The organism is Streptomyces sp. NPDC050422 (genome assembly GCF_044458665.1).
GTDB lineage: Bacteria > Actinomycetota > Actinomycetes > Streptomycetales > Streptomycetaceae > Streptomyces.
The window spans coordinates 1-17939 of the sequence record NZ_JBITIE010000010.1 but is presented as its reverse complement, the minus strand read 5'-3'; the positions used below and the strand labels follow the sequence as shown (position 1 = coordinate 17939).

Sequence of the window (17939 nt, the reverse complement as noted above, 5' to 3'; positions counted from 1 at the left end):
ATGTTTGCTCAAACGTGATGCGGTCAGTGAGCTTCCGTTATCCGGACAGCTTGATCGAGTGAGCGGACCACTCGGCCGCTAATCCAACAGAACGGACATGACGCCCAACGACCCTTATTGGGTGGCTATTTGGGTGACCGTGGCGGATGTCTTGTCCGTCGGGGAGTCGTTTGTCCGGTCTTGGGACCGGGCCCGGGCGGGCCTAGTAGGCGCGCGGGGCGGGGCCGGGGGGCTGCGGGTAGCCGTAACCGGGAGCGACGGCGGCACCACGGCCGGCCGGGGCGTGCGGCTCGCGGTCGTAGAACGGACGGGAGTTGGCGCGCAGCCACATCGTGACCGGGTCGTACTCGTCGGCCATCGCGACCGTGGAGACCGGGAGACCCTCCGGGACCGTGCCGATGGACTGCTGCATCATCGCCCGCACGGCGTCGACGGAGGGCCCGCTCGTGTCGTACAGGTCGAGGCCGATGGCGAGGTACGGGACGCCGAGCGCGGGCTGCACCCAGGCGCGGCGCAACGAGCGGATCGCGGGGGTGTGGTGGGCGTTCTGCGTGAGCTGGGCGTAGAACTGCGGGATCTCGATGGCGGGGTCGCTGATCCGCAACGGGCCGGCGGGCATCCGGTCGAGACCGGTGGCGATCCGGCGCAGGTCCAGCCACGGGATGCCCACGCCGCCGCCCGGGGCGTGCGGATTCAGCCAGATGCCCCAGCGGTCGGGGAACAGGGCGCGGGCGATGTCGCGACCGCCCACGAGCTCGTGGTCCCGGTTCCAGCCGCTGGCGGAGAGCTCCTGGGCGGAGGTGACACACGGGGCGTAGCCGAGGCCGTCGATCTCCATGTTGCCGTACTGGGCGTCGGGCGAGCCGGCCCGGCCGTGCCACAGCAGCATCCAGACCCGGTCGGCCGCCAGCGCCTGGAGGAGTGCCTCGTACGCGTCGTAGCGCCCGGGCGTCACCTGGCGCAGCATGTGCTCGACCTGCCCGGCCTCCGCGGTGCCTGACGCACTCACCCTGGGTTCCGCCCCTCTTCGATCCAACGTGTCGGCCCGCCGCTCCCGGGGCTCTCGGGGCGGCACGGTGCCGAGCACCAGCCATCAAACCAGCTTATGCGGCGGCCCTGACACCGACTTGACTCCACGGGCCGGAGCCGTCGGCCCCCGGCCCGCCGCCCCACCGCTACTCGGCGGCGCGCCGGTAGAAGGGCCGCACCTGTGCGCGCATCCAGTCGGCGACCGGGTCCTGGGTCACGTCGAGCAGCACCAGGTTGACCGGCCACGGCACCTCGACGCGCCCCAGGGCCCGCCCCAGGGCGTCCATGGGGGCGTTGCGCCCGGCTCCGTCCCAGGTGGAGAACTCGACGCCGACGAAGAGGACGGGGTCGCCGCCCTCGACGCTGGCCAGGCAGCGGCGGGCGCTCAGCACGACGCCGCTCTCCTCGAACTCCCCGGCCGCGGCGGAGAGGAAGTCGACGGGATCCTCCTGCCAGTCCGGCTCGTACAGCCGGACCCGGCCGCCGCTTGCCGGTCCGTCCAGCGCGGTGCGGCCGGTCCGGCAGAGCTCGGCGACGGCGGTCGGCGGCAGCGGCACGCCGACCGCGCCGTCCGGGTTCACGGCGAGGCCGAGCTGCGGGGGCAGGCCCCGGGCGAACTCGCGGGCGGGGGCCACGGTGAACGACATGCGCACGCCGACACAGGCGTGGAACTGCTGTTCGGAGCTGAACACGGGGACGTACGGGGCTCCCTCGATGTCCAGCGTCGGCAGATCGAGGTCGGTGGAGTCCGGCGAGCCGCCGTTGGGCAGGGGCACCCAGAGGTGGCTGCGGCCGAGCACCTCCACCAGCCTGCCGCCCGCCTCGGGGCTGCCGATCGAGGCGCTCAGCACCTCTTCGAGCTCGTTCGCCGGCCATCCGCCCTGCGGAAAGGCCTGACCCTGTGCCGGAATGTCCACTGTCTCCCTCTCTCACCCCATGTCGTGCAGCAAGAGGTTAACGCCGCGCGCCGGAAGGCAGGCCCGTCGCACCCGCGCTGTCCAGCCATCGGACGCCCCTCTTTCAGGCCTCGTTCTGTGCGTCTGCGAACGTGATCCGCTTCAGCAGCCCCGCCGCCTCCCGGTCCAGCAGCACCGCCGAGGCGCACCCGAGCGGCAGCAGGCCCGACTCCGTGTCCCGCAGCAGCCGGCCCACTGCCCTGCGATGCCGGGCGAACGCGTACCCGGAGACTCCGCGCCCGCGCTCGCGCTGGCCCTCCCGCGCCGTCTGCGGGGTGACGTCGAGCAGCACGAGGTGCAGGGTGCGGCCGCGGCGCCGGGAGTCACGGGCCAGCCAGGCGCGCACCCAGGTCTGGGTGCCGCAGTCGTGGACGACGACGGAGGCGCCGGAGCGCAGCATGCGCCACAGCCCCCCGTAGTGGGCGACGCGGACGAGCGGGCGGTAAAGGGCGTACGGGAGTAAGCGGGGCAGCAGGGCCGCCCAGCGATCCCTGGTCTGCTGGGAGTCGACGGCGTGCGCCGAGACGGCCCGTGCGATGAGGGTCGATTTCCCGCTGCCGGGCAGTCCGGAGACCACCACCACGTCACCCGCCGCGAAGTGCAGGCTGCGCGGACTGCGTCCGTCCCGCGCCCGCAGGTCCCGTACGACCGGCGCGTGCGGGCCCACCGTCTCCCTGGCCGGCGCACCCTGCTGCGCGGGCAGTGCGCCGTGCGCGACCCCCGCGGTCGTCGCGTACCGCTGCAACGTCATCGCCATCCCCCTGTCGGCTGACCCACACCTGCCCAAGAAGTGTAAAGAAAAGGTAATGCGGCACAACCGTCCGACCCGCCGGAACCCGTGGGGAACCGGCATCGGGACCGGCCCCCCACTCTCCCGCAATGCGTGCGATGATGACCCCGTCAACTGCATAAAGGCCGCTCGAATCCGCGCGGGAGAGTCCCGGCCCCGTGCCGGGCGCCGAAGGAGCAAGATCCTCCCTTGAATCTCTCAGGCCCCGTACCGCGTGGATGAGGCAGATCTGAAAAGCGAGCCGCGCTGCGGCTCCACCCAAGGTGCAAGCCGAACGAACCCCTGTGGGGTCTCTCGGCGAACCTCTCAGGTTCCGATGACAGATGGGGAGGGATCGTCCTCGTCGTCATGCCCTGGGAGCCTTATCCATGAGCACTGCCCCCCGCCTCACAGCACTCGATGCCCTGCACCGTTCGCTGGGCGCGACCATGACCGACTTCGCGGGCTGGGACATGCCGCTCCGCTACGCCAGTGAGCGCGACGAGCACAACGCCGTCCGTACGAAGGCCGGGCTCTTCGACCTCTCGCACATGGGCGAGATCACCGTCACCGGCCCCGAGGCCGTGGCGCTGCTGAACTTCGCGCTCGTCGGCAACATCGGCACCGTCTCCGTGGGCCGCGCCCGCTACACCATGATCTGCGCCGAGGACGGCGGCATCCTGGACGACCTGATCGTCTACCGCCTGGGCGAGACCGAGTACATGGTGGTCGCCAACGCGGGCAACGCCCAGCTCGTGCTGGACGCGCTGACCGCCCGCGCCGACGGCTTCGACGCCGAGGTGCGCGACGACCACGACGCGTACGCGCTGCTCGCCGTCCAGGGCCCCGAGTCCCCCGCCATCCTGGCCGCCGTGACCGACGCCGACCTGGACGGCCTGAAGTACTACGCCGGCCTGCCCGGCACGGTCGCCGGGGTCCCCGCGCTGATCGCCCGTACCGGCTACACCGGCGAGGACGGCTTCGAGCTGTTCGTCGCCCCCGAGCACGCCGAGCAGCTGTGGAAGGCCCTCACCGAGGCGGGCGCCTCCCATGGCCTGATCCCGTGCGGGCTCTCCTGCCGCGACACGCTGCGCCTGGAGGCGGGCATGCCGCTGTACGGGCACGAGCTGACCACGGCGCTGACGCCGTTCGACGCCGGTCTGGGCCGGGTCGTGAAGTTCGAGAAGGAGGGCGACTTCGTCGGCCGCAAGGCGCTGGAGGCCGCCGCCGAGCGCGCCGAGACCGCCCCGCCCCGCAAGCTTGTCGGCCTGGTGGCCGAGGGCCGCCGGGTGCCGCGCGCCGGGTTCTCGGTCGTCGCGGACGGCCAGGTCATCGGCGAGGTCACCTCGGGCGCGCCCTCGCCCACGCTCGGCAAGCCGATCGCCATGGCGTACGTCGACGCCGCGCACGCCACGCCCGGCACCGAGGGCGTCGGCGTGGACATCCGGGGCAGCCACGAGCCGTACGAGGTCGTGGCGCTGCCGTTCTACAAGCGGCAGAAGTAGAACCGCGAGCGGACCCGGCGCTGCGTACGTGACGCAGTCCTGTCTCACACCGTAAGACCATCGTTCATCAGCACTCCCCCGCGTACAGGAGAATTCAGGTCATGAGCAACCCCCAGCAGCTGCGGTACAGCAAGGAGCACGAGTGGCTGTCGGCCGTCGAGGACGGCGTGGCCACGATCGGCATCACGGAGTACGCGGCCAACGCGCTCGGTGACGTCGTCTACGCCCAGCTCCCCGAGGTCGGTGACACGGTGACCGCGGGCGAGACCTGCGGCGAGCTGGAGTCGACCAAGTCGGTCAGCGACCTGTACTCGCCGGTGACCGGCGAGGTCACGGCCGCGAACCAGGACGTCGTGGACGACCCGTCGCTGGTGAACTCCGCCCCGTTCGAAGGCGGCTGGCTGTTCAAGGTACGCGTCGCGGGAGAGCCGGAGGACCTGCTCTCCGCCGACGAGTACACCGCGTTCTCCGGCAACTGAGACCCCAAGGGACCACCTGATGTCGCTTCTCAACTCCTCCCTCCACGAGCTGGACCCGGACGTCGCCGCCGCTGTCGACGCCGAGCTCCACCGTCAGCAGTCCACCCTCGAGATGATCGCCTCGGAGAACTTCGCTCCCGTCGCCGTCATGGAGGCCCAGGGCTCCGTCCTGACCAACAAGTACGCCGAGGGCTACCCCGGCCGCCGCTACTACGGCGGCTGCGAGCACGTCGACGTGGTCGAGCAGATCGCGATCGACCGCGTCAAGGCGCTCTTCGGCGCCGAGGCCGCGAACGTGCAGCCGCACTCCGGTGCGCAGGCCAACGCCGCCGCGATGTTCGCGCTGCTGAAGCCGGGCGACACGATCATGGGCCTGAACCTGGCGCACGGCGGTCACCTGACCCACGGCATGAAGATCAACTTCTCCGGAAAGCTCTACAACGTGGTCCCGTACCACGTCGACGAGACCGGCACCGTGGACATGGCCGAGGTCGAGCGCCTCGCCAAGGAGTCCAAGCCGAAGCTGATCGTGGCCGGCTGGTCCGCCTACCCCCGCCAGCTGGACTTCGCCGCCTTCCGCCGCATCGCGGACGAGGTCGGCGCGTACCTGATGGTCGACATGGCGCACTTCGCCGGTCTGGTCGCCGCGGGCCTGCACCCCAACCCGGTGCCGCACGCCCACGTCGTCACGACCACCACGCACAAGACCCTCGGCGGTCCGCGCGGCGGTGTGATCCTCTCCACCCAGGAGCTCGCCAAGAAGATCAACTCGGCGGTCTTCCCGGGTCAGCAGGGTGGTCCGCTGGAGCACGTGATCGCGGCCAAGGCGGTCTCGTTCAAGGTCGCCGCGACCGAGGAGTTCAAGGAGCGCCAGCAGCGCACCCTGGACGGCGCCCGCATCCTCGCCGAGCGTCTGGTGCAGCCGGACGTCACCGAGGTCGGCGTCTCCGTCCTGTCCGGCGGTACGGACGTGCACCTGGTCCTCGTCGACCTACGCAACTCCGAGCTGGACGGCCAGCAGGCCGAGGACCGGCTGCACGAGCTGGGCATCACGGTCAACCGGAACGCCATCCCCAACGACCCGCGGCCGCCCATGGTCACCTCGGGTCTGCGGATCGGCACGCCGGCGCTCGCCACCCGCGGTTTCCAGGCGGCGGACTTCACCGAGGTCGCCGAGATCATCGCGTCGGCGCTGAAGCCGTCGTACGACGCGGACGACCTGAAGGCCCGCGTCGTCGCGCTCGCCGAGAAGTTCCCGCTGTACCCCGGTGTGAAGTAGCCGAACCGGCGCAATTTGCACTTTGGGCAGGGGCACCACGCACACTGAACAGTGAGCGCGGTGCCCCATCCCTTGTCCCCGCTCTTCGGGCCCACCCTGCCCGTACCGCACCACCCGGCAGACAACGGCGTCTACCAACCCCTTAGGAGTCACCCCGTGGCCATCTCGGTCTTCGACCTGTTCTCGATCGGCATCGGCCCGTCCAGCTCCCATACGGTCGGCCCCATGCGCGCGGCCCGTATGTTCGCGCGCCGGCTGAAGAACGAGGGCCTGCTGGCCCACACCGCCTCGATACGCGCCGAACTCTTCGGCTCGCTCGGCGCCACCGGCCACGGCCACGGCACCCCCAAGGCCGTCCTGCTCGGCCTGGAGGGCGAGTCCCCCCGTACCGTCGACGTCGAGACGGCGGACGACCGGGTGGACGCCATCCGCTCCACCGGCCGGATCAACATCCTCGGCATGCACGAGATCGCCTTCGACGCCGACAAGCAGCTGGTCCTGCACCGCCGCAAGAGGCTGCCGTACCACGCCAACGGCATGACCGTCTTCGCGTACGACCACGAGGGCGCCCCGCTCCTGGAGAAGACGTACTACTCGGTCGGCGGCGGCTTCGTCGTCGACGAGGACGCGGTGGGCGAGGACCGGATCGTCCTCGACGACACCGTCCTGAAGCACCCCTTCCGCACCGGCGACGAGCTGCTGCGCCTCGCCCGGGACTCCGGCCTGTCGATCTCCTCCCTGATGCTGGAGAACGAGCGCGCCTGGCGCACCGAGGACGAGATCCGCTCCGGCCTGCTGGACATCTGGCGCGCCATGCAGGCGTGCGTCTCCCGCGGCATGGCCCGCGAGGGCATCCTCCCCGGCGGCCTCAAGGTCCGCCGCCGCGCGGCGAACACCGCCCGCCAGCTGCGCGCCGAGGGCGACCCGCAGACCCACGCGATGGAGTGGATCACCCTCTACGCGATGGCGGTCAACGAGGAGAACGCCGCGGGCGGCCGCGTCGTCACCGCCCCGACGAACGGCGCGGCCGGCATCATCCCGGCGGTGCTGCACTACTACATGAACTTCGCGGCCGGCGGCGCCACCGAGGCGGAGAAGGACGACAGCATCGTCCGCTTCCTCCTGGCGGCCGGCGCCATCGGCATGCTCTTCAAGGAGAACGCCTCCATCTCCGGCGCCGAGGTCGGCTGCCAGGGCGAGGTCGGCTCCGCCTGCTCCATGGCCGCGGGCGCGCTCGCCGAGGTCCTGGGCGGCACCCCGGAACAGGTCGAGAACGCCGCCGAGATCGGCATGGAGCACAACTTGGGCCTGACCTGCGACCCGGTCGGCGGCCTCGTCCAGATCCCGTGCATCGAGCGCAACGGCATGGCGGCGGTGAAGGCCGTCACCGCGGCGAAGATGGCGCTGCGCGGCGACGGCAGCCACAAGGTCTCCCTCGACAAGGTCATCAAGACCATGAAGGAGACGGGCGCCGACATGAGCGTCAAGTACAAGGAGACCGCGCGCGGCGGGCTCGCGGTGAACATCATCGAGTGCTAGCAGGCGCTGAGCGGCGCCGGGGCAGCGGCCGTTCAGCGGGCCGCGGTCAGAACCAGTGCAGGCAGTGCGGGGCACGCTCGGTGGCGAAGAGCGCGTCCGCGAGGGCGGCGGCACCCGGGTGATGAGCCCGGATGTGTCCGGCGCGCACGAGCGTGCTCGGGGTGGTGCCGCCCAGGTAGACCGAGCCCAGGTCGCGCACATCCAGGGACAGGTCGGGCTGCCGGTCCGTGGGGAGGCAGTCGGCCTTGCCGTCGCGGATCGTCAGCAGGTAGCGGCCGTGCTCGCCCAGGAAGGGATCGTCGACGTCCAGGACGAGTTCACCGTCCGTAGACCAGCCACGTGCGGTCAGCGCACGCGGGATGTCGAGAAGACGCACCCAGAGCCAGTCGGCGTGGCCGCCGACCTCGCCGGCCCGGAGGTCGGCGAGCTGCCAGCGCAGCGGGTGATCGTGCGGGACATGCCGGAACACGACCTGGGAGACCAGGTCATGTCCGAGTACGAACCGGGCCAGGGCAGTGAAGACCGCGTCGTCGACGGCGATGGTCTCGTCCACCGTCAAGGTGCTCTGCTCGCCGATGGAGTAGCTGGCGTACCCGTCCGCAGCGCCGTCGGCGTCCCGGTGGACGGCGACATAGCGCGGCGCCGGCGAGATCGGGGCGTGCCCCGCGCCCAGGGCCCACCAGCGGTGCGGGCGGGAGAGTGCGCCGGGCTGGGCGCGGCGGTACCGGTCGTAGACCGCCTCCAGGATCTCGCCGCAGTCGGCACGCCGCAGTACCTCGACCGAGCCGCTGTCGGAGCCGGTAGCCGCGTGCGCCCGGGGAACGGCGAGGGCCGCCTTGTGGCGCGGCACCGTCAGCCGGGCCGTGGAGGTCGCCGGGCCGTATCCGAACCTGCCGTAGATCGGGGCCTCCGAGGCCAGCAGTACGGAGAGGAACTCGCCCCGGGCCCGCACCTCGGTGAGCTGCTGCCGCATCATCGCGCTGAGCACGCCACGCCGCCGGTGCGAGGGCAGGACGCCGACGGCGGTCACTCCGGCAACCGGGACGGGTATCCGGCCGGGCAGGGTGAGCTCGAAGGAGTATGCGGCGGCGGTGCCCACGGGCCTGCCGTCCGGTGCCACGGCGAGCAGCCCGCGGTCCATCTCCAGCGCCGACCACCAGCGCCCGCCGTCCGCGATCGGGGTTTCGGGGAAGTGCCCGAATGCCGCGTGGACCGTGTCGACGAAGACCTCCAGGTCCTCATCGGTCGTGGAACGGATCTCCATTGCTGCCGTTTCCTCCTCGGAGTGCCGGCACCCCGGGTCGTGGTGTCGGGTGACAGGGCAGATTAGCCCTCTGAACAGGGCGAACGCTGAGCGGCCTGAGCGGTGGGGGGCGCGTCTCGCCCATGCGGGTGGCCGATGGTCACGGCCCCGCGGAAGCCCTCCGGCGACATCGTCGACATCGTGTCGAGCGACGGGTCCGGCACCGGCAGGAGGTGGGCGTCGACCCAGGTGTCTCCCGTCGCCACGTTGGCCCAGGGGTCGTCGATCACGACGGCGCCGGGGACGACGCCGTGGCAGAGCACCCAGTGCGGCACGTCGAACCCCTGCATCCCGGCGAGCGAGAGCAGGAGCAGTACGTGCTCCTGCCGGCCGATCGCGTCCCGGACCTCGGCCAGGGAGAGGTGGCGTGGGTCGATCGGGACGCCCATGCGTTCAGCGTCCGTACGGGACGCGCGCTGGAGCAGGGCACGCCACTCCTGGTCGCTCGAAGAGTAGTGGTCGAGCAGGACGGGCCGGTCCGTGTCGAGGTGAACCGTGACCTGGGACGACGTCCCGGCTCGGCGCAGGGCGACACCCAGGCCGACGGGCTCGCACGCCATGAAGTTGTTCGCGTCGCGCCACAGCGTCAGCTCCGCCCGGCGGTCTAGGGCCTCCCGCGGCAGCGCCCCGGCGTGCACCTGCGCGACCAGGGCGGTGACGGCGCCGCAGGTGAAGTGTGTGGTCTGCCCGTAGTACGGGGGCGCGGTCACCACGCCCCCGCGCAACCAGCGCACGTAACCGGCAGCCGGTCCGGCCGCACCCTCCGACTGCGTGAGCGGGGGGCTCAGGGCAGAGAAGCCCGCGGTGGCGGCGTCCTCGGGGCTTGCCGTCCATCCTTCCCATTTCAGCTGGGCGAGCTCCCGACGGCGTGCGTGGGCGACGACGGCCCCGACGGCCGCCGGCACGTCGCCGACGGCGTCGACGATCTTCAGATAGGCCGTGCCCGGGCGGGCGGTCACGAGCGCGGCGGCCGTCCAGTCCTCCCCGTCGTCACCGGGAACGGCCACGATGTGCGGGGCGTGGGCGGAGCGGTCGGCCGAGCGCCAGCGCTCCGACACGTCGTGGTGTCCGAGCCGCGCCAGTCGGACCGCTGCGGTGTCGGGGTCGTACGGCACGACGATGCTCTTCACGGGCTGCACGGGCGTTTCCTGCGGGGACGGCATTCGAGTGCTCCTGAAGGTGCGCGGTGGTGGTGGCCTGTCGGCGGGCTCGTCCGGGGTCATGCGCGGTCCGGGGTCATGCGCGGGACTGCCGGAGCACCCAGACGAAGTACGGTGCGCCGACCAGCGCGATCATGAGGCCCGCCGGCACCTGGGCAGGGGCGACGAGCGTGCGGCCGAGAGCGTCCGCCACGCACACCAGCAGTCCGCCGAGCACCATCGCGACCGGGATCGCGCGGCCCTGCCGGGCGCCCACCAGTGAACGGGCGAGGTGCGGGGCGACGAGTCCCACGAAGCCGACGACGCCGACGGCGATCACGCTGAGCGCCGCGAGCACCGCGGCGATCGCCAGTGCGGACAGGCGGGTGCGCTCCACCCTGACGCCGACGATGCGCGGGGTGTCCTCGTCGACGGCGAGCAGGTCGAGCCGGCCGCGCATGGACAGCAGTACGGGAAGGGCGAGCGCAAGGGCCACCGCGACCGGTACGACGTCGGAGAACGTACGTCCGTAGGTCGTGCCGGAGAGCCAGGTGAAGATCCGGGGCGTGTTGTACGGGTCGGCGCGCAGCAGCAGGAACGTGGTCACGGAGCTGAGGCCGTACCCCATGCCGATGCCGATCAGTACGAACCGGTCGGGCAGGAAGCCACCCCGCCAGGCCAGCAGGGCGATCACCGCGAACGTGGCGAGTGCGGCCGCGACGGCGACGGCGATGAGCACCGGCTGTCCGCCGCCCAGCCCCGACGTGGCGACGCTCGCCGCACCCAGCCCGGCGCCCGCCGAGATGCCGAGCACCCCGGGCTCCGCGAGCGGATTGCGTACGGTGCTCTGCACGACGCATCCGGCCAGTCCGAGCGCCGCACCGGCGAGCACCGCGGCAGTCACGCGCGGCACCCGGTCGTCGAGCGCCTGGCCGATCAGGTCCGGGGCGGCGCCTTGGACCCAGAGGACGACGTCCCCCGTCTGCAGCCAGAGGCTCCCCGCCAGGACCGCCACGAGAACCGCCACGGCCAGCAGCGCCACCGAGCCGGACACGACGAGGAGGTACGCGCGGCGGGAGCGCGCGGCGACCCGTGCGCGCGGGGGTTGCCGGAGCCCGCCCGTGTCCCGCAGTCGCAGCGCGAGGACGACGATGACGACGGAGCCGAGCAGCGCGGTCGGCACACCGGTGGGGATGGAGGCAGCCCCGTCCGCCCCCTGCACCGCACGCAGAACCGCGTCCGCGAGCAGGATGAGCAGCGCGCCGAGCAGGCCGGCCACGGGGATCAGGAGCAGGTGGCGGCGCAGCGCGCGGACCCGCCCCGCGATCAGCCGGGCCAGGACGGGGGCGCCGAGACCGACGAAGGCCATCGGGCCCGCGAGGGTCACCGAGGTGCTGGTCAGGAGTACCGCGCAGACCACGGCGATGATGCGGGTGCTCCGGATCGGCACGCCGAGGGTGGATGCGGCGTCGTCGCCCAGGTTCATCACGTCCAGCCGCCGGGACAGTGCCAGGGCGACGCACAGCACCACGACGACGACGGGGACGGCGCGCACCGACGCGTCGATGTTCACCTGGGCCAGTGAACCGCTCCCCCAGGCGTAGAGGCCGGTCGTGTTCTGGTTGAACAGGATGAGGAGCATCCCGGTCGCGGAGTCCAGGGCCATCGCCATCGCCGATCCGGCGAGGATGAGGCGGGTGCCCGCGGTGCCCGCGGCCCGGCCCGCGAGAAGCAGCACGAGTGCCGCCGCGACCAGGCCGCCGGCGAAGGCGATGACGCCCGACGCCCACAGCGGGACGGCGAGGCCGAAGGCGGCGACGATCGTGACGGCGAAGTAGGACCCGGCCGAGACCCCGAGGGTGTCCGGCGAGGCGAGCGTGTTGTGCGTGACGGACTGGAGCAGCGTGCCGGCGCAGCCGAGGGCGAAGCCCACCGCCACGCCCGCGAACAGGCGCGGCAGGCGTGAGCCGGTGAGGATCTCGCCGACCGGCGCTCCGCCGGCGTTGTCGCGTTCCCCGGCGAGATGGCGCACCAGGTCGCCGACGCCGACGCCCGACGTCCCCTGGGTCAGGTGCCACAGGCCCACCAGGACGGTCGCGACGAGGAGGACGGCCAGGACGGCCGCCCCGGCGGGGCCGCCGCCGCGTTCCGCACGCGGCAGCGCCCCCGCTTCAGGTGACGCTGCTTCAGGTGACGCTGCTTCCGGTGACGCGGTGCGTACGGTGCTCACTTCTTGTCGAGTACGTCGACGTAGGCGTCGATCGCCTGCTCGTTGGAGCGCGGACCGCCGGCGCCCCACACCCGCGCCGGGAACGCGTGGGCGCGGCCTTCCTTGACGGCCGGGAGGGTCTTCCAGATCGGGTTCTTCTGCAGCGCCTCGACGTATCCGCCGGCGCCTTCGTCGTTGGCGTAGAAGATGTTGGCGTCGCCCACCGCGACGAGTCCCTCGACGTCCGTCTGCGCGAGGCCGTAGTCGGGGTCGACACCCCCGTCACCGTGCTTCTTGTTGACGCTGTTGGTCCACGCGGGCGTCATGCCGAGTTCCTTGCCGAGCTCGGTGAACAGGGCGCCGTCGCTGTAGGGGCGCACGGTGAGGTTGCCGGCCTCGAGCCATCCGTCGAAGAACACGAAGTCCTTCGTCGGCAGGTCGGCGTCGGCGACCTTCTGCTTCGCCGTCGCGAGGTGCTGGTCGAACTCCCCCAGGACCTGGTCGGCCCGCTCGGTGCGTCCCGTCGCCTCGCCGATCATGCTGAACACCTCCCGCATGTTCCCGATCGGGTCCTTCGGGTTCGCCCCCCGCGTGGCCATCACGGGGACGCCTCTCTTCTCCAGCTTCTTGATCGTCTCGTCCTTGGCGTCGAACGCCTCCACGACGATGAGATCGGGCTTGGCCGCGTAGAGGGTGTCGAGGTCGGGCTCCTCACGGGTGCCGATGTCCGTCACCCCACTGGGCAGCTTCTCCGCGCTGACCCAGGTGCTGTAGCCCTTCGCGTCGGAGACGGCGGTGGGGGTGACGCACAGGGTCAGCGCGTCTTCGACCTGCTGCCATTCCAGGACCGCTATCCGCTTGGCGGGCTTGTCGAGTTTCACCTGACGGCCGACGCCGTCCTTGAAGGAGACCGGCTTCGTCGAGGTGGTCGTGGTGTCGTCCGTACAGCTCTTCGACGCGGGAGAGGCGGCGGCGCTGCTGCTGGACGTGACTTTGTCGACATCGGTCGTACCGCAGGACGTCACGGCGAGGAGGGCGAGCCCGGTGGAGGCCGAAGCCGCCAGGCAACGTGCACGGTTCATGAAGGGTTCTCTTTCTGAGACGGTTCGTCGGAGCGGCGAACGGCCTGCTCCGGAAGGTGTGCCGGCCTCGTCAGGCGAGGTGGCGTCCGAGTGGGTCGATACGCAGCCGGCCCGTGCGGGGATCGACGCCGACTTCGACGCGGATGTCGTAGACCTCGCCGATGTTCTCGGCGGTGAGGACGTCGGCCGGCGCGCCGGCCGCGTGCACACGGCCGGCGCGCATGAGCACCAGGGTGTCCGCGACACGGGATGCCTGGTCGAGGTCGTGCAACACGATCCCGACCGCGATGCCGTGCTCCTCGACGAGATCCCGCACCAGGTCGAGGGTCTCGAACTGATACCGCAGGTCCAGGTGGTTGGTCGGCTCGTCCAGCAGCACGACGCCGGTGTCCTGGGCCAGGCACGCAGCGAGCCAGACCCGCTGCATCTCCCCGCCGGAGAGTTCCCCGACCTGCCGGCCCGCCATGTCCCGTACTCCGGTGACACCCATGGCGTGGTCGATGGCGCCGCGGTCCTCGGCGGTCGGCCCGGCGAAGCCGCGCCGGTAGGGGTGGCGTCCGAACGCCACGACCTCCGCGACCGTCAGCCCCTGGGGCGCGGGCCTCGACTGCGAGAACAGGGTGACCTCGCGGGCGAACTCGCGGGAGGTGAGCAGGGCCGCGTCACGCGCGGCCTGTCCTTCGGGGGCGCCGAGCGTCACCCGGCCGCCGTTCACCTGATGCAGCCGGGAGAGCGCGCGCAGCAGCGTGGACTTCCCGCTGCCGTTCGGCCCCACCAGGGCGGTCGCCCGGCCGGGTTCCAGGGCGACCGAGACACCGTGGACGACCGGCTTGCCGCTGTAGTGCAGCACCAGGTCGTGCCCGTTGAGCGCGGCCACCGGGGTGGCGGGGCCCGCCGGGGGCCTTCCGGCACGCCGGAAGAGGCTTGTGAACATGAAGGGATCCGGATGATCGCAGGGGCGCGGACTGCGGCACCCCCGTCCGGCCTTCACCGGACAGGCCGCACACTCTTCCGGGCACGGACAGCACCGTGCCCGGCGAGCCACAACTAAGGGTTACCTAACTCGAAGAAGAGTACGTCCCGTTTGCCACGCCGACAATCAGGCGTTCCAGCCACCCGATACGGAATTCCGGACATCCCGGTCCGCCGCGTTCGCCCCGTCTGCCGCGTCGGCCCCGTCGAAGAACGCGCCCGGCGTGGTTCCCATGACGCGCCGGAAGGCGGCGATGAAGGAGCTGGGCTGCGCGTAGCCGAGGCTCTCGGAGACCGACATCACATCGAAGCCCTCGGAGAGGAGCACCAGCGCCCGGTGCACACGCAGCATCTGCCGCCACTGCGCGAAGGAGAGACCTGTCGCCCGGCGGAACGCGCGGGTGATCGTGCGGTCGCTGCTCCCCAGCTGCCGCGCCCATTCCTCCAGTGAACGGCCGTCGGCGGGATCGCCCAGCAGTGCCTCGGCGATCGCGTCGATCCGGGGGTCGCCGGGAAGCTGCAACGCGAGCTGGTGCTCCGCGGGCCGGATCACGTCGAACACGACGGATTCGGCCCGCCGCCGGGCCGCCGCGTCGAGATCCGTACGGGACAGATGAGTCAGCAGCGACTCCAGCAACGGCGTCATCGCGATCGCCTTCGGCTCTCCGAACGCGATCGGCGTGCAGTCGGGGGCGAAGAAGGCGTCGTGGAACTGCGCACCCGCCGTCGCCCGGCCCGCGTGCACCACTCCGGCAGGCATCCACAGCCCCTGCCCCTCGAACACGGTGAAGACGCGGTCACCCACCCGGGACGTCAGCGTCCCCCCGCGCACCCAGACGAGCTCATGCAGAGGATGCGCGTGCGACGCCCATTCCGTGGGAGCGGGGACGATCCGGAACTCGGCGACGATGGCACCGGAGGCTACCGTCCGCTCCGGGGGCGCCACGTCCCGGCGCACCACGGTGCCCGCCTCGCGCCGCCACATCCCGGGGTTCGCCTCACCGCGGGACGATCGGACCATTCGGACCATGCGGACGAGTTTAGCCTGGTCGGCGCCGGTCGCCGGCAGCGATGGACGAGCTCGCCGAAGGGCCGGCCGGGGCCGGACGCGCTGCGAACCGTCGTGCGCGGACAGCCCGGAACAGCACGTCCCTCGTGTACCGGGAAGCGTCCGGCGGCGAGGGCGGCTCTCCGCGCCGGGCCGCCCGCGGCATCCCGGCCGGCCTCGAAGCGCCGGTGCTCCGTTTGCCGAAGCGGCAAACGGACTCGCACGGGATGCGTGGGCGTCCCATGATCGTGGGCGGCGCCGGGCGCACGACCACGGACGGGCGCCGGCCCACAGCCGAGGAGGAACCATGCCCCATCCGACCGACCGCTCCCCCGACCGCTCCCCCGACCTCACCCACCACCTGGTGCCCTCACCGGCCGGCCGGATCCACCTGGTGGAACAGGGCACGGGGCCCCTGGTGCTGCTGGTGCACGGATTCCCCGAGTCCTGGTACTCCTGGCGCCACCAGCTGCCGGCGCTGGCCGCCGCCGGATACCGGGCCGTCGCCGTGGACGTGCGCGGTTACGGCCGCTCCTCCCGGCCCGGGGACGTCGCCGCGTACCGGATGCTCGAACTGGTCGAGGACAACGTCGCCGTGGTGCACGCGCTCGGCGAGCGGAGCGCGGTGGTGGTCGGCCACGACTGGGGGGCGACGATCGCGGCGAACTCCGCCCTCGTCAGGCCGGACGTCTTCCGGGCGGTCGGGCTGCTCAGCGTGCCGTACAGCCCGCGCGGCGGTCCGCGGCCCAGCGAGGTCTTCGCGGGGATGGGCGGGGACGAGGAGTTCTACGTCTCGCGCTTCCAGGAGCCCGGGCGGGCCGAGGCCGAGATCGAGCCGGACGTCCGTGGCTGGCTCGCCGGCTTCTACGCCGCGCTCTCGGCCGACACCATGCCCGCACCCGACGCCCCGGACCCGCACTTCGCCCACCGCGGCGGGACCTTGCGCGAGCGGTTCCCCACAGGCCGTCCCGGCTGGCTCGGGGACGAGGAACTCGATTTCTACGCGGGCGAGTTCGAGCGTACGGGCCTGAGCGGCGCGCTCAACCGCTACCGGAACATGGACCGGGACTGGGAGGATCTCGCCGACTTCGACGGCGCGCCCGTCACCCAGCCCTCGCTCTTCCTCGGCGGCTCCCTGGACGCCTCCACCACTTGGCTGGCCGACGCCCTCGCCGCGTATCCGACGACGCTGCCGGGCCTGGCCGCTTCCCACATCCTGGACGGCTGCGGTCACTGGATCCAGCAGGAGCGGCCCGACGAGGTCAACCGGATCCTGACCCACTGGCTCGGCTCGCTTCCGGGCTGAACCCGCCCCGCCCGGAGGCTAATCGGCCAGATCCACGACTGCGACCCCCGCCCCGGTCAACCCAGGAGTGCACCAACTGCTCATAACTGAGCAGCTGTTCATGGTGAACACACATTTTCGGTCACCAGCGGGTTCCCTCCTCTGCATACTGGGAGTTCACTGGTCGTGACGAGTGGTGACGCGATCGCCGTGCACGTCAGGCGGTCCGCTGCCCTGGGCCTGCGGAAGAAAGAGGACAGCGATGACAGCCGCCCCTCCCGTGACGCTTCCCCGGCGGGATCCGGCCGTCCGGCCCGGCCATGGCGCGCCAGGAGCGCCATGGGTTGCCCGCTGCGACCGTCCGCCCCGCCGGCCCTGATCCACTCCTGCGGCGATCGCCGCCGCCGGATCAGGGCCGTACCGCCCCTTCGCTACACCGGTGCGGGCAACTGTCCTGCGATGACACGGATTTGTCGAAGCGCCGATCGACAACCTCGCGTTCACCGTCTGCCGCTCCGGCCTGTGCGTGCGCGGCCTTTTCGCGCATCCCCCTTCCCTGTTCGTACCGTTCAGACGAGGTGCACCATGAGCAAGTTGGCGCTTCCAGAATTCCACATGCCGTTCGAGAGCGCGGGATGTCATCCGGGAGTCGAGCAGACCAGACAAGCCGCCTGGGAATGGGCGGCGGCCAGTGATCTCGTCCTGTCACCGGTGGCCCACAAGAAGATGATCCGGACCCGCCCCGAACTCTGGATATCCCTGATATTCCCGGAGGCTTCGCAGAAACATCTCGACCTCTTCTGCCAGTGGCTGTTCTGGGCCTTCCTCGTCGACGACGAGTTCGACGACGGCCCGGCCGGCCGCGACCCGCAGTTGTGCGAGAGCGCGATCGCCCGCCTCGTCGACGTACTCGACGGGGCGCGGGCGCCGGTCGGCCCCATGGAGAACGCCCTGGACGAACTACTGGTCCGCACCTGTACGGACAGGTCGCCGCGCTGGGTCCGGCAGTTCCGCCGCGACACGGCCGCCTGGCTGTGGACGTACTACGCGGAGGCCGTCGACCGGGCCGCCGGGCACGTTCCGAGCACGGCCGACTTCGTGAAGCACCGCCGTGATTCGGTGGCCATGCAGCCGTTTCTCGATCTGCACGAAATCACGGCAGGAATCGACCTGCCGGAATCCGCCCGGAGCCTTCCCGCCTATATAGCCCTGCGCAATGCGGTGGCCGACCACTCAGGGCTCTGCAACGACATCTGCTCCTTCGAGAAGGAGGCCGTGCTCGGATACGAACACAACACCGTCCGGCTCATCCAGCGGGACCGCGGCGGCACACTCCAGGAAGCCG

15 protein-coding genes and 1 riboswitch are annotated in these 17939 nt (G+C 71.5%); of the genes, 6 read left to right on the top strand and 9 right to left on the bottom strand.

Going from position 1 to position 17939, the window contains the following annotated elements:
- Positions 1 to 202: 202 nt before the first annotated feature.
- From ACIBJG_RS16900 to ACIBJG_RS16890, 3 genes are all read right to left on the bottom strand, one after another.
- Positions 203 to 1009: an enhanced serine sensitivity protein SseB C-terminal domain-containing protein gene (locus ACIBJG_RS16900; protein WP_399308298.1), complete on the bottom strand. Its 807-nt coding sequence runs from the start codon at positions 1007 to 1009 to the stop codon at positions 203 to 205.
- 166 nt (positions 1010 to 1175) lie between these two features.
- Entirely contained in the window at positions 1176 to 1946 is a 771-nt protein-coding gene (locus ACIBJG_RS16895) for an enhanced serine sensitivity protein SseB (RefSeq protein ID WP_399308297.1), read from the bottom strand.
- A gap of 103 nt (positions 1947 to 2049) precedes the next feature.
- Positions 2050 to 2736 carry an AAA family ATPase gene (locus tag ACIBJG_RS16890; RefSeq protein WP_399308296.1) on the bottom strand — a complete coding sequence of 229 codons (687 nt, stop codon included), beginning with the start codon at positions 2734 to 2736 and terminating at the stop codon, positions 2050 to 2052.
- Positions 2737 to 2905: 169 nt separating this feature from the next.
- A riboswitch (glycine riboswitch) is annotated at positions 2906 to 2998 on the top strand.
- A 145-nt stretch (positions 2999 to 3143) separates the two neighbouring features.
- Between ACIBJG_RS16890 and gcvT the strand changes: the two genes are divergently transcribed.
- The 4 genes from gcvT (at position 3144) to ACIBJG_RS16870 (ending at position 7556) form a co-directional block, all read left to right on the top strand.
- Complete coding sequence (gene gcvT, locus ACIBJG_RS16885; RefSeq protein WP_399308295.1) at positions 3144 to 4259, top strand: glycine cleavage system aminomethyltransferase GcvT; 1116 nt, start codon at positions 3144 to 3146, stop codon at positions 4257 to 4259.
- A gap of 101 nt (positions 4260 to 4360) precedes the next feature.
- The gene (gcvH, locus tag ACIBJG_RS16880) at positions 4361 to 4738 is read left to right on the top strand and encodes a glycine cleavage system protein GcvH (protein WP_399308294.1); all 378 of its coding nucleotides are present in this window, start codon (positions 4361 to 4363) and stop codon (positions 4736 to 4738) included.
- 19 nt (positions 4739 to 4757) lie between these two features.
- Complete coding sequence (gene glyA, locus ACIBJG_RS16875; protein ID WP_399308293.1) at positions 4758 to 6017, top strand: serine hydroxymethyltransferase; 1260 nt, start codon at positions 4758 to 4760, stop codon at positions 6015 to 6017.
- A gap of 156 nt (positions 6018 to 6173) precedes the next feature.
- Positions 6174 to 7556 (top strand): L-serine ammonia-lyase, encoded by a 1383-nt coding sequence (locus ACIBJG_RS16870; protein WP_399308292.1) that lies wholly within the window; start codon positions 6174 to 6176, stop codon positions 7554 to 7556.
- A gap of 46 nt (positions 7557 to 7602) precedes the next feature.
- Here ACIBJG_RS16870 and ACIBJG_RS16865 read toward each other — a convergent pair whose 3' ends face one another.
- The 6 genes from ACIBJG_RS16865 to ACIBJG_RS16840 form a co-directional block, all read right to left on the bottom strand.
- Entirely contained in the window at positions 7603 to 8820 is a 1218-nt protein-coding gene (locus tag ACIBJG_RS16865) for a GNAT family N-acetyltransferase (RefSeq protein WP_399308291.1), read from the bottom strand.
- A gap of 62 nt (positions 8821 to 8882) precedes the next feature.
- Complete coding sequence (locus ACIBJG_RS16860; protein WP_399308290.1) at positions 8883 to 10022, bottom strand: peptidase C39 family protein; 1140 nt, start codon at positions 10020 to 10022, stop codon at positions 8883 to 8885.
- 73 nt (positions 10023 to 10095) lie between these two features.
- Positions 10096 to 12228: an iron ABC transporter permease gene (locus ACIBJG_RS16855; RefSeq protein ID WP_399308289.1), complete on the bottom strand. Its 2133-nt coding sequence runs from the start codon at positions 12226 to 12228 to the stop codon at positions 10096 to 10098.
- Positions 12225 to 13289 (bottom strand): iron-siderophore ABC transporter substrate-binding protein, encoded by a 1065-nt coding sequence (locus ACIBJG_RS16850; RefSeq protein ID WP_399308288.1) that lies wholly within the window; start codon positions 13287 to 13289, stop codon positions 12225 to 12227. The genes ACIBJG_RS16855 and ACIBJG_RS16850 overlap by 4 nt, the downstream gene beginning before the upstream one ends.
- Before the next feature lie 70 nt (positions 13290 to 13359).
- Complete coding sequence (locus tag ACIBJG_RS16845) at positions 13360 to 14223, bottom strand: ABC transporter ATP-binding protein (protein WP_399308287.1); 864 nt, start codon at positions 14221 to 14223, stop codon at positions 13360 to 13362.
- A 165-nt stretch (positions 14224 to 14388) separates the two neighbouring features.
- Positions 14389 to 15282, bottom strand: coding sequence for a helix-turn-helix domain-containing protein (locus ACIBJG_RS16840; RefSeq protein WP_399308548.1), 894 nt, complete (start codon positions 15280 to 15282; stop codon positions 14389 to 14391).
- A 334-nt stretch (positions 15283 to 15616) separates the two neighbouring features.
- On the opposite strand from ACIBJG_RS16840, the gene ACIBJG_RS16835 reads away from it, so the two are divergent.
- Positions 15617 to 16615, top strand: coding sequence for an alpha/beta fold hydrolase (locus ACIBJG_RS16835; RefSeq protein WP_399308286.1), 999 nt, complete (start codon positions 15617 to 15619; stop codon positions 16613 to 16615).
- A 594-nt stretch (positions 16616 to 17209) separates the two neighbouring features.
- The coding region (locus ACIBJG_RS16830) for a terpene synthase family protein (RefSeq protein ID WP_399308547.1) at positions 17210 to 17939 on the top strand (730 nt) is incomplete at its 3' end.

What these genes read in the sequence shown, in the direction of transcription:
- ACIBJG_RS16890 (WP_399308296.1), bottom strand. Translation starts at nt 2,736, where the DNA reads ATGACGTTGCAGCGGTACGCGACGACCGCGGGGGTCGCGCACGGCGCA.
- gcvT (WP_399308295.1), top strand. Translation starts at nt 3,144, where the DNA reads ATGAGCACTGCCCCCCGCCTCACAGCACTCGATGCCCTGCACCGTTCG.
- gcvH (WP_399308294.1), top strand. Translation starts at nt 4,361, where the DNA reads ATGAGCAACCCCCAGCAGCTGCGGTACAGCAAGGAGCACGAGTGGCTG.
- glyA (WP_399308293.1), top strand. Translation starts at nt 4,758, where the DNA reads ATGTCGCTTCTCAACTCCTCCCTCCACGAGCTGGACCCGGACGTCGCC.
- ACIBJG_RS16865 (WP_399308291.1), bottom strand. Translation starts at nt 8,820, where the DNA reads ATGGAGATCCGTTCCACGACCGATGAGGACCTGGAGGTCTTCGTCGAC.
- ACIBJG_RS16860 (WP_399308290.1), bottom strand. Translation starts at nt 10,022, where the DNA reads ATGCCGTCCCCGCAGGAAACGCCCGTGCAGCCCGTGAAGAGCATCGTC.
- ACIBJG_RS16850 (WP_399308288.1), bottom strand. Translation starts at nt 13,289, where the DNA reads ATGAACCGTGCACGTTGCCTGGCGGCTTCGGCCTCCACCGGGCTCGCC.
- ACIBJG_RS16845 (WP_399308287.1), bottom strand. Translation starts at nt 14,223, where the DNA reads ATGTTCACAAGCCTCTTCCGGCGTGCCGGAAGGCCCCCGGCGGGCCCC.
- ACIBJG_RS16840 (WP_399308548.1), bottom strand. Translation starts at nt 15,282, where the DNA reads ATGGTCCGATCGTCCCGCGGTGAGGCGAACCCCGGGATGTGGCGGCGC.
- ACIBJG_RS16835 (WP_399308286.1), top strand. Translation starts at nt 15,617, where the DNA reads ATGCCCCATCCGACCGACCGCTCCCCCGACCGCTCCCCCGACCTCACC.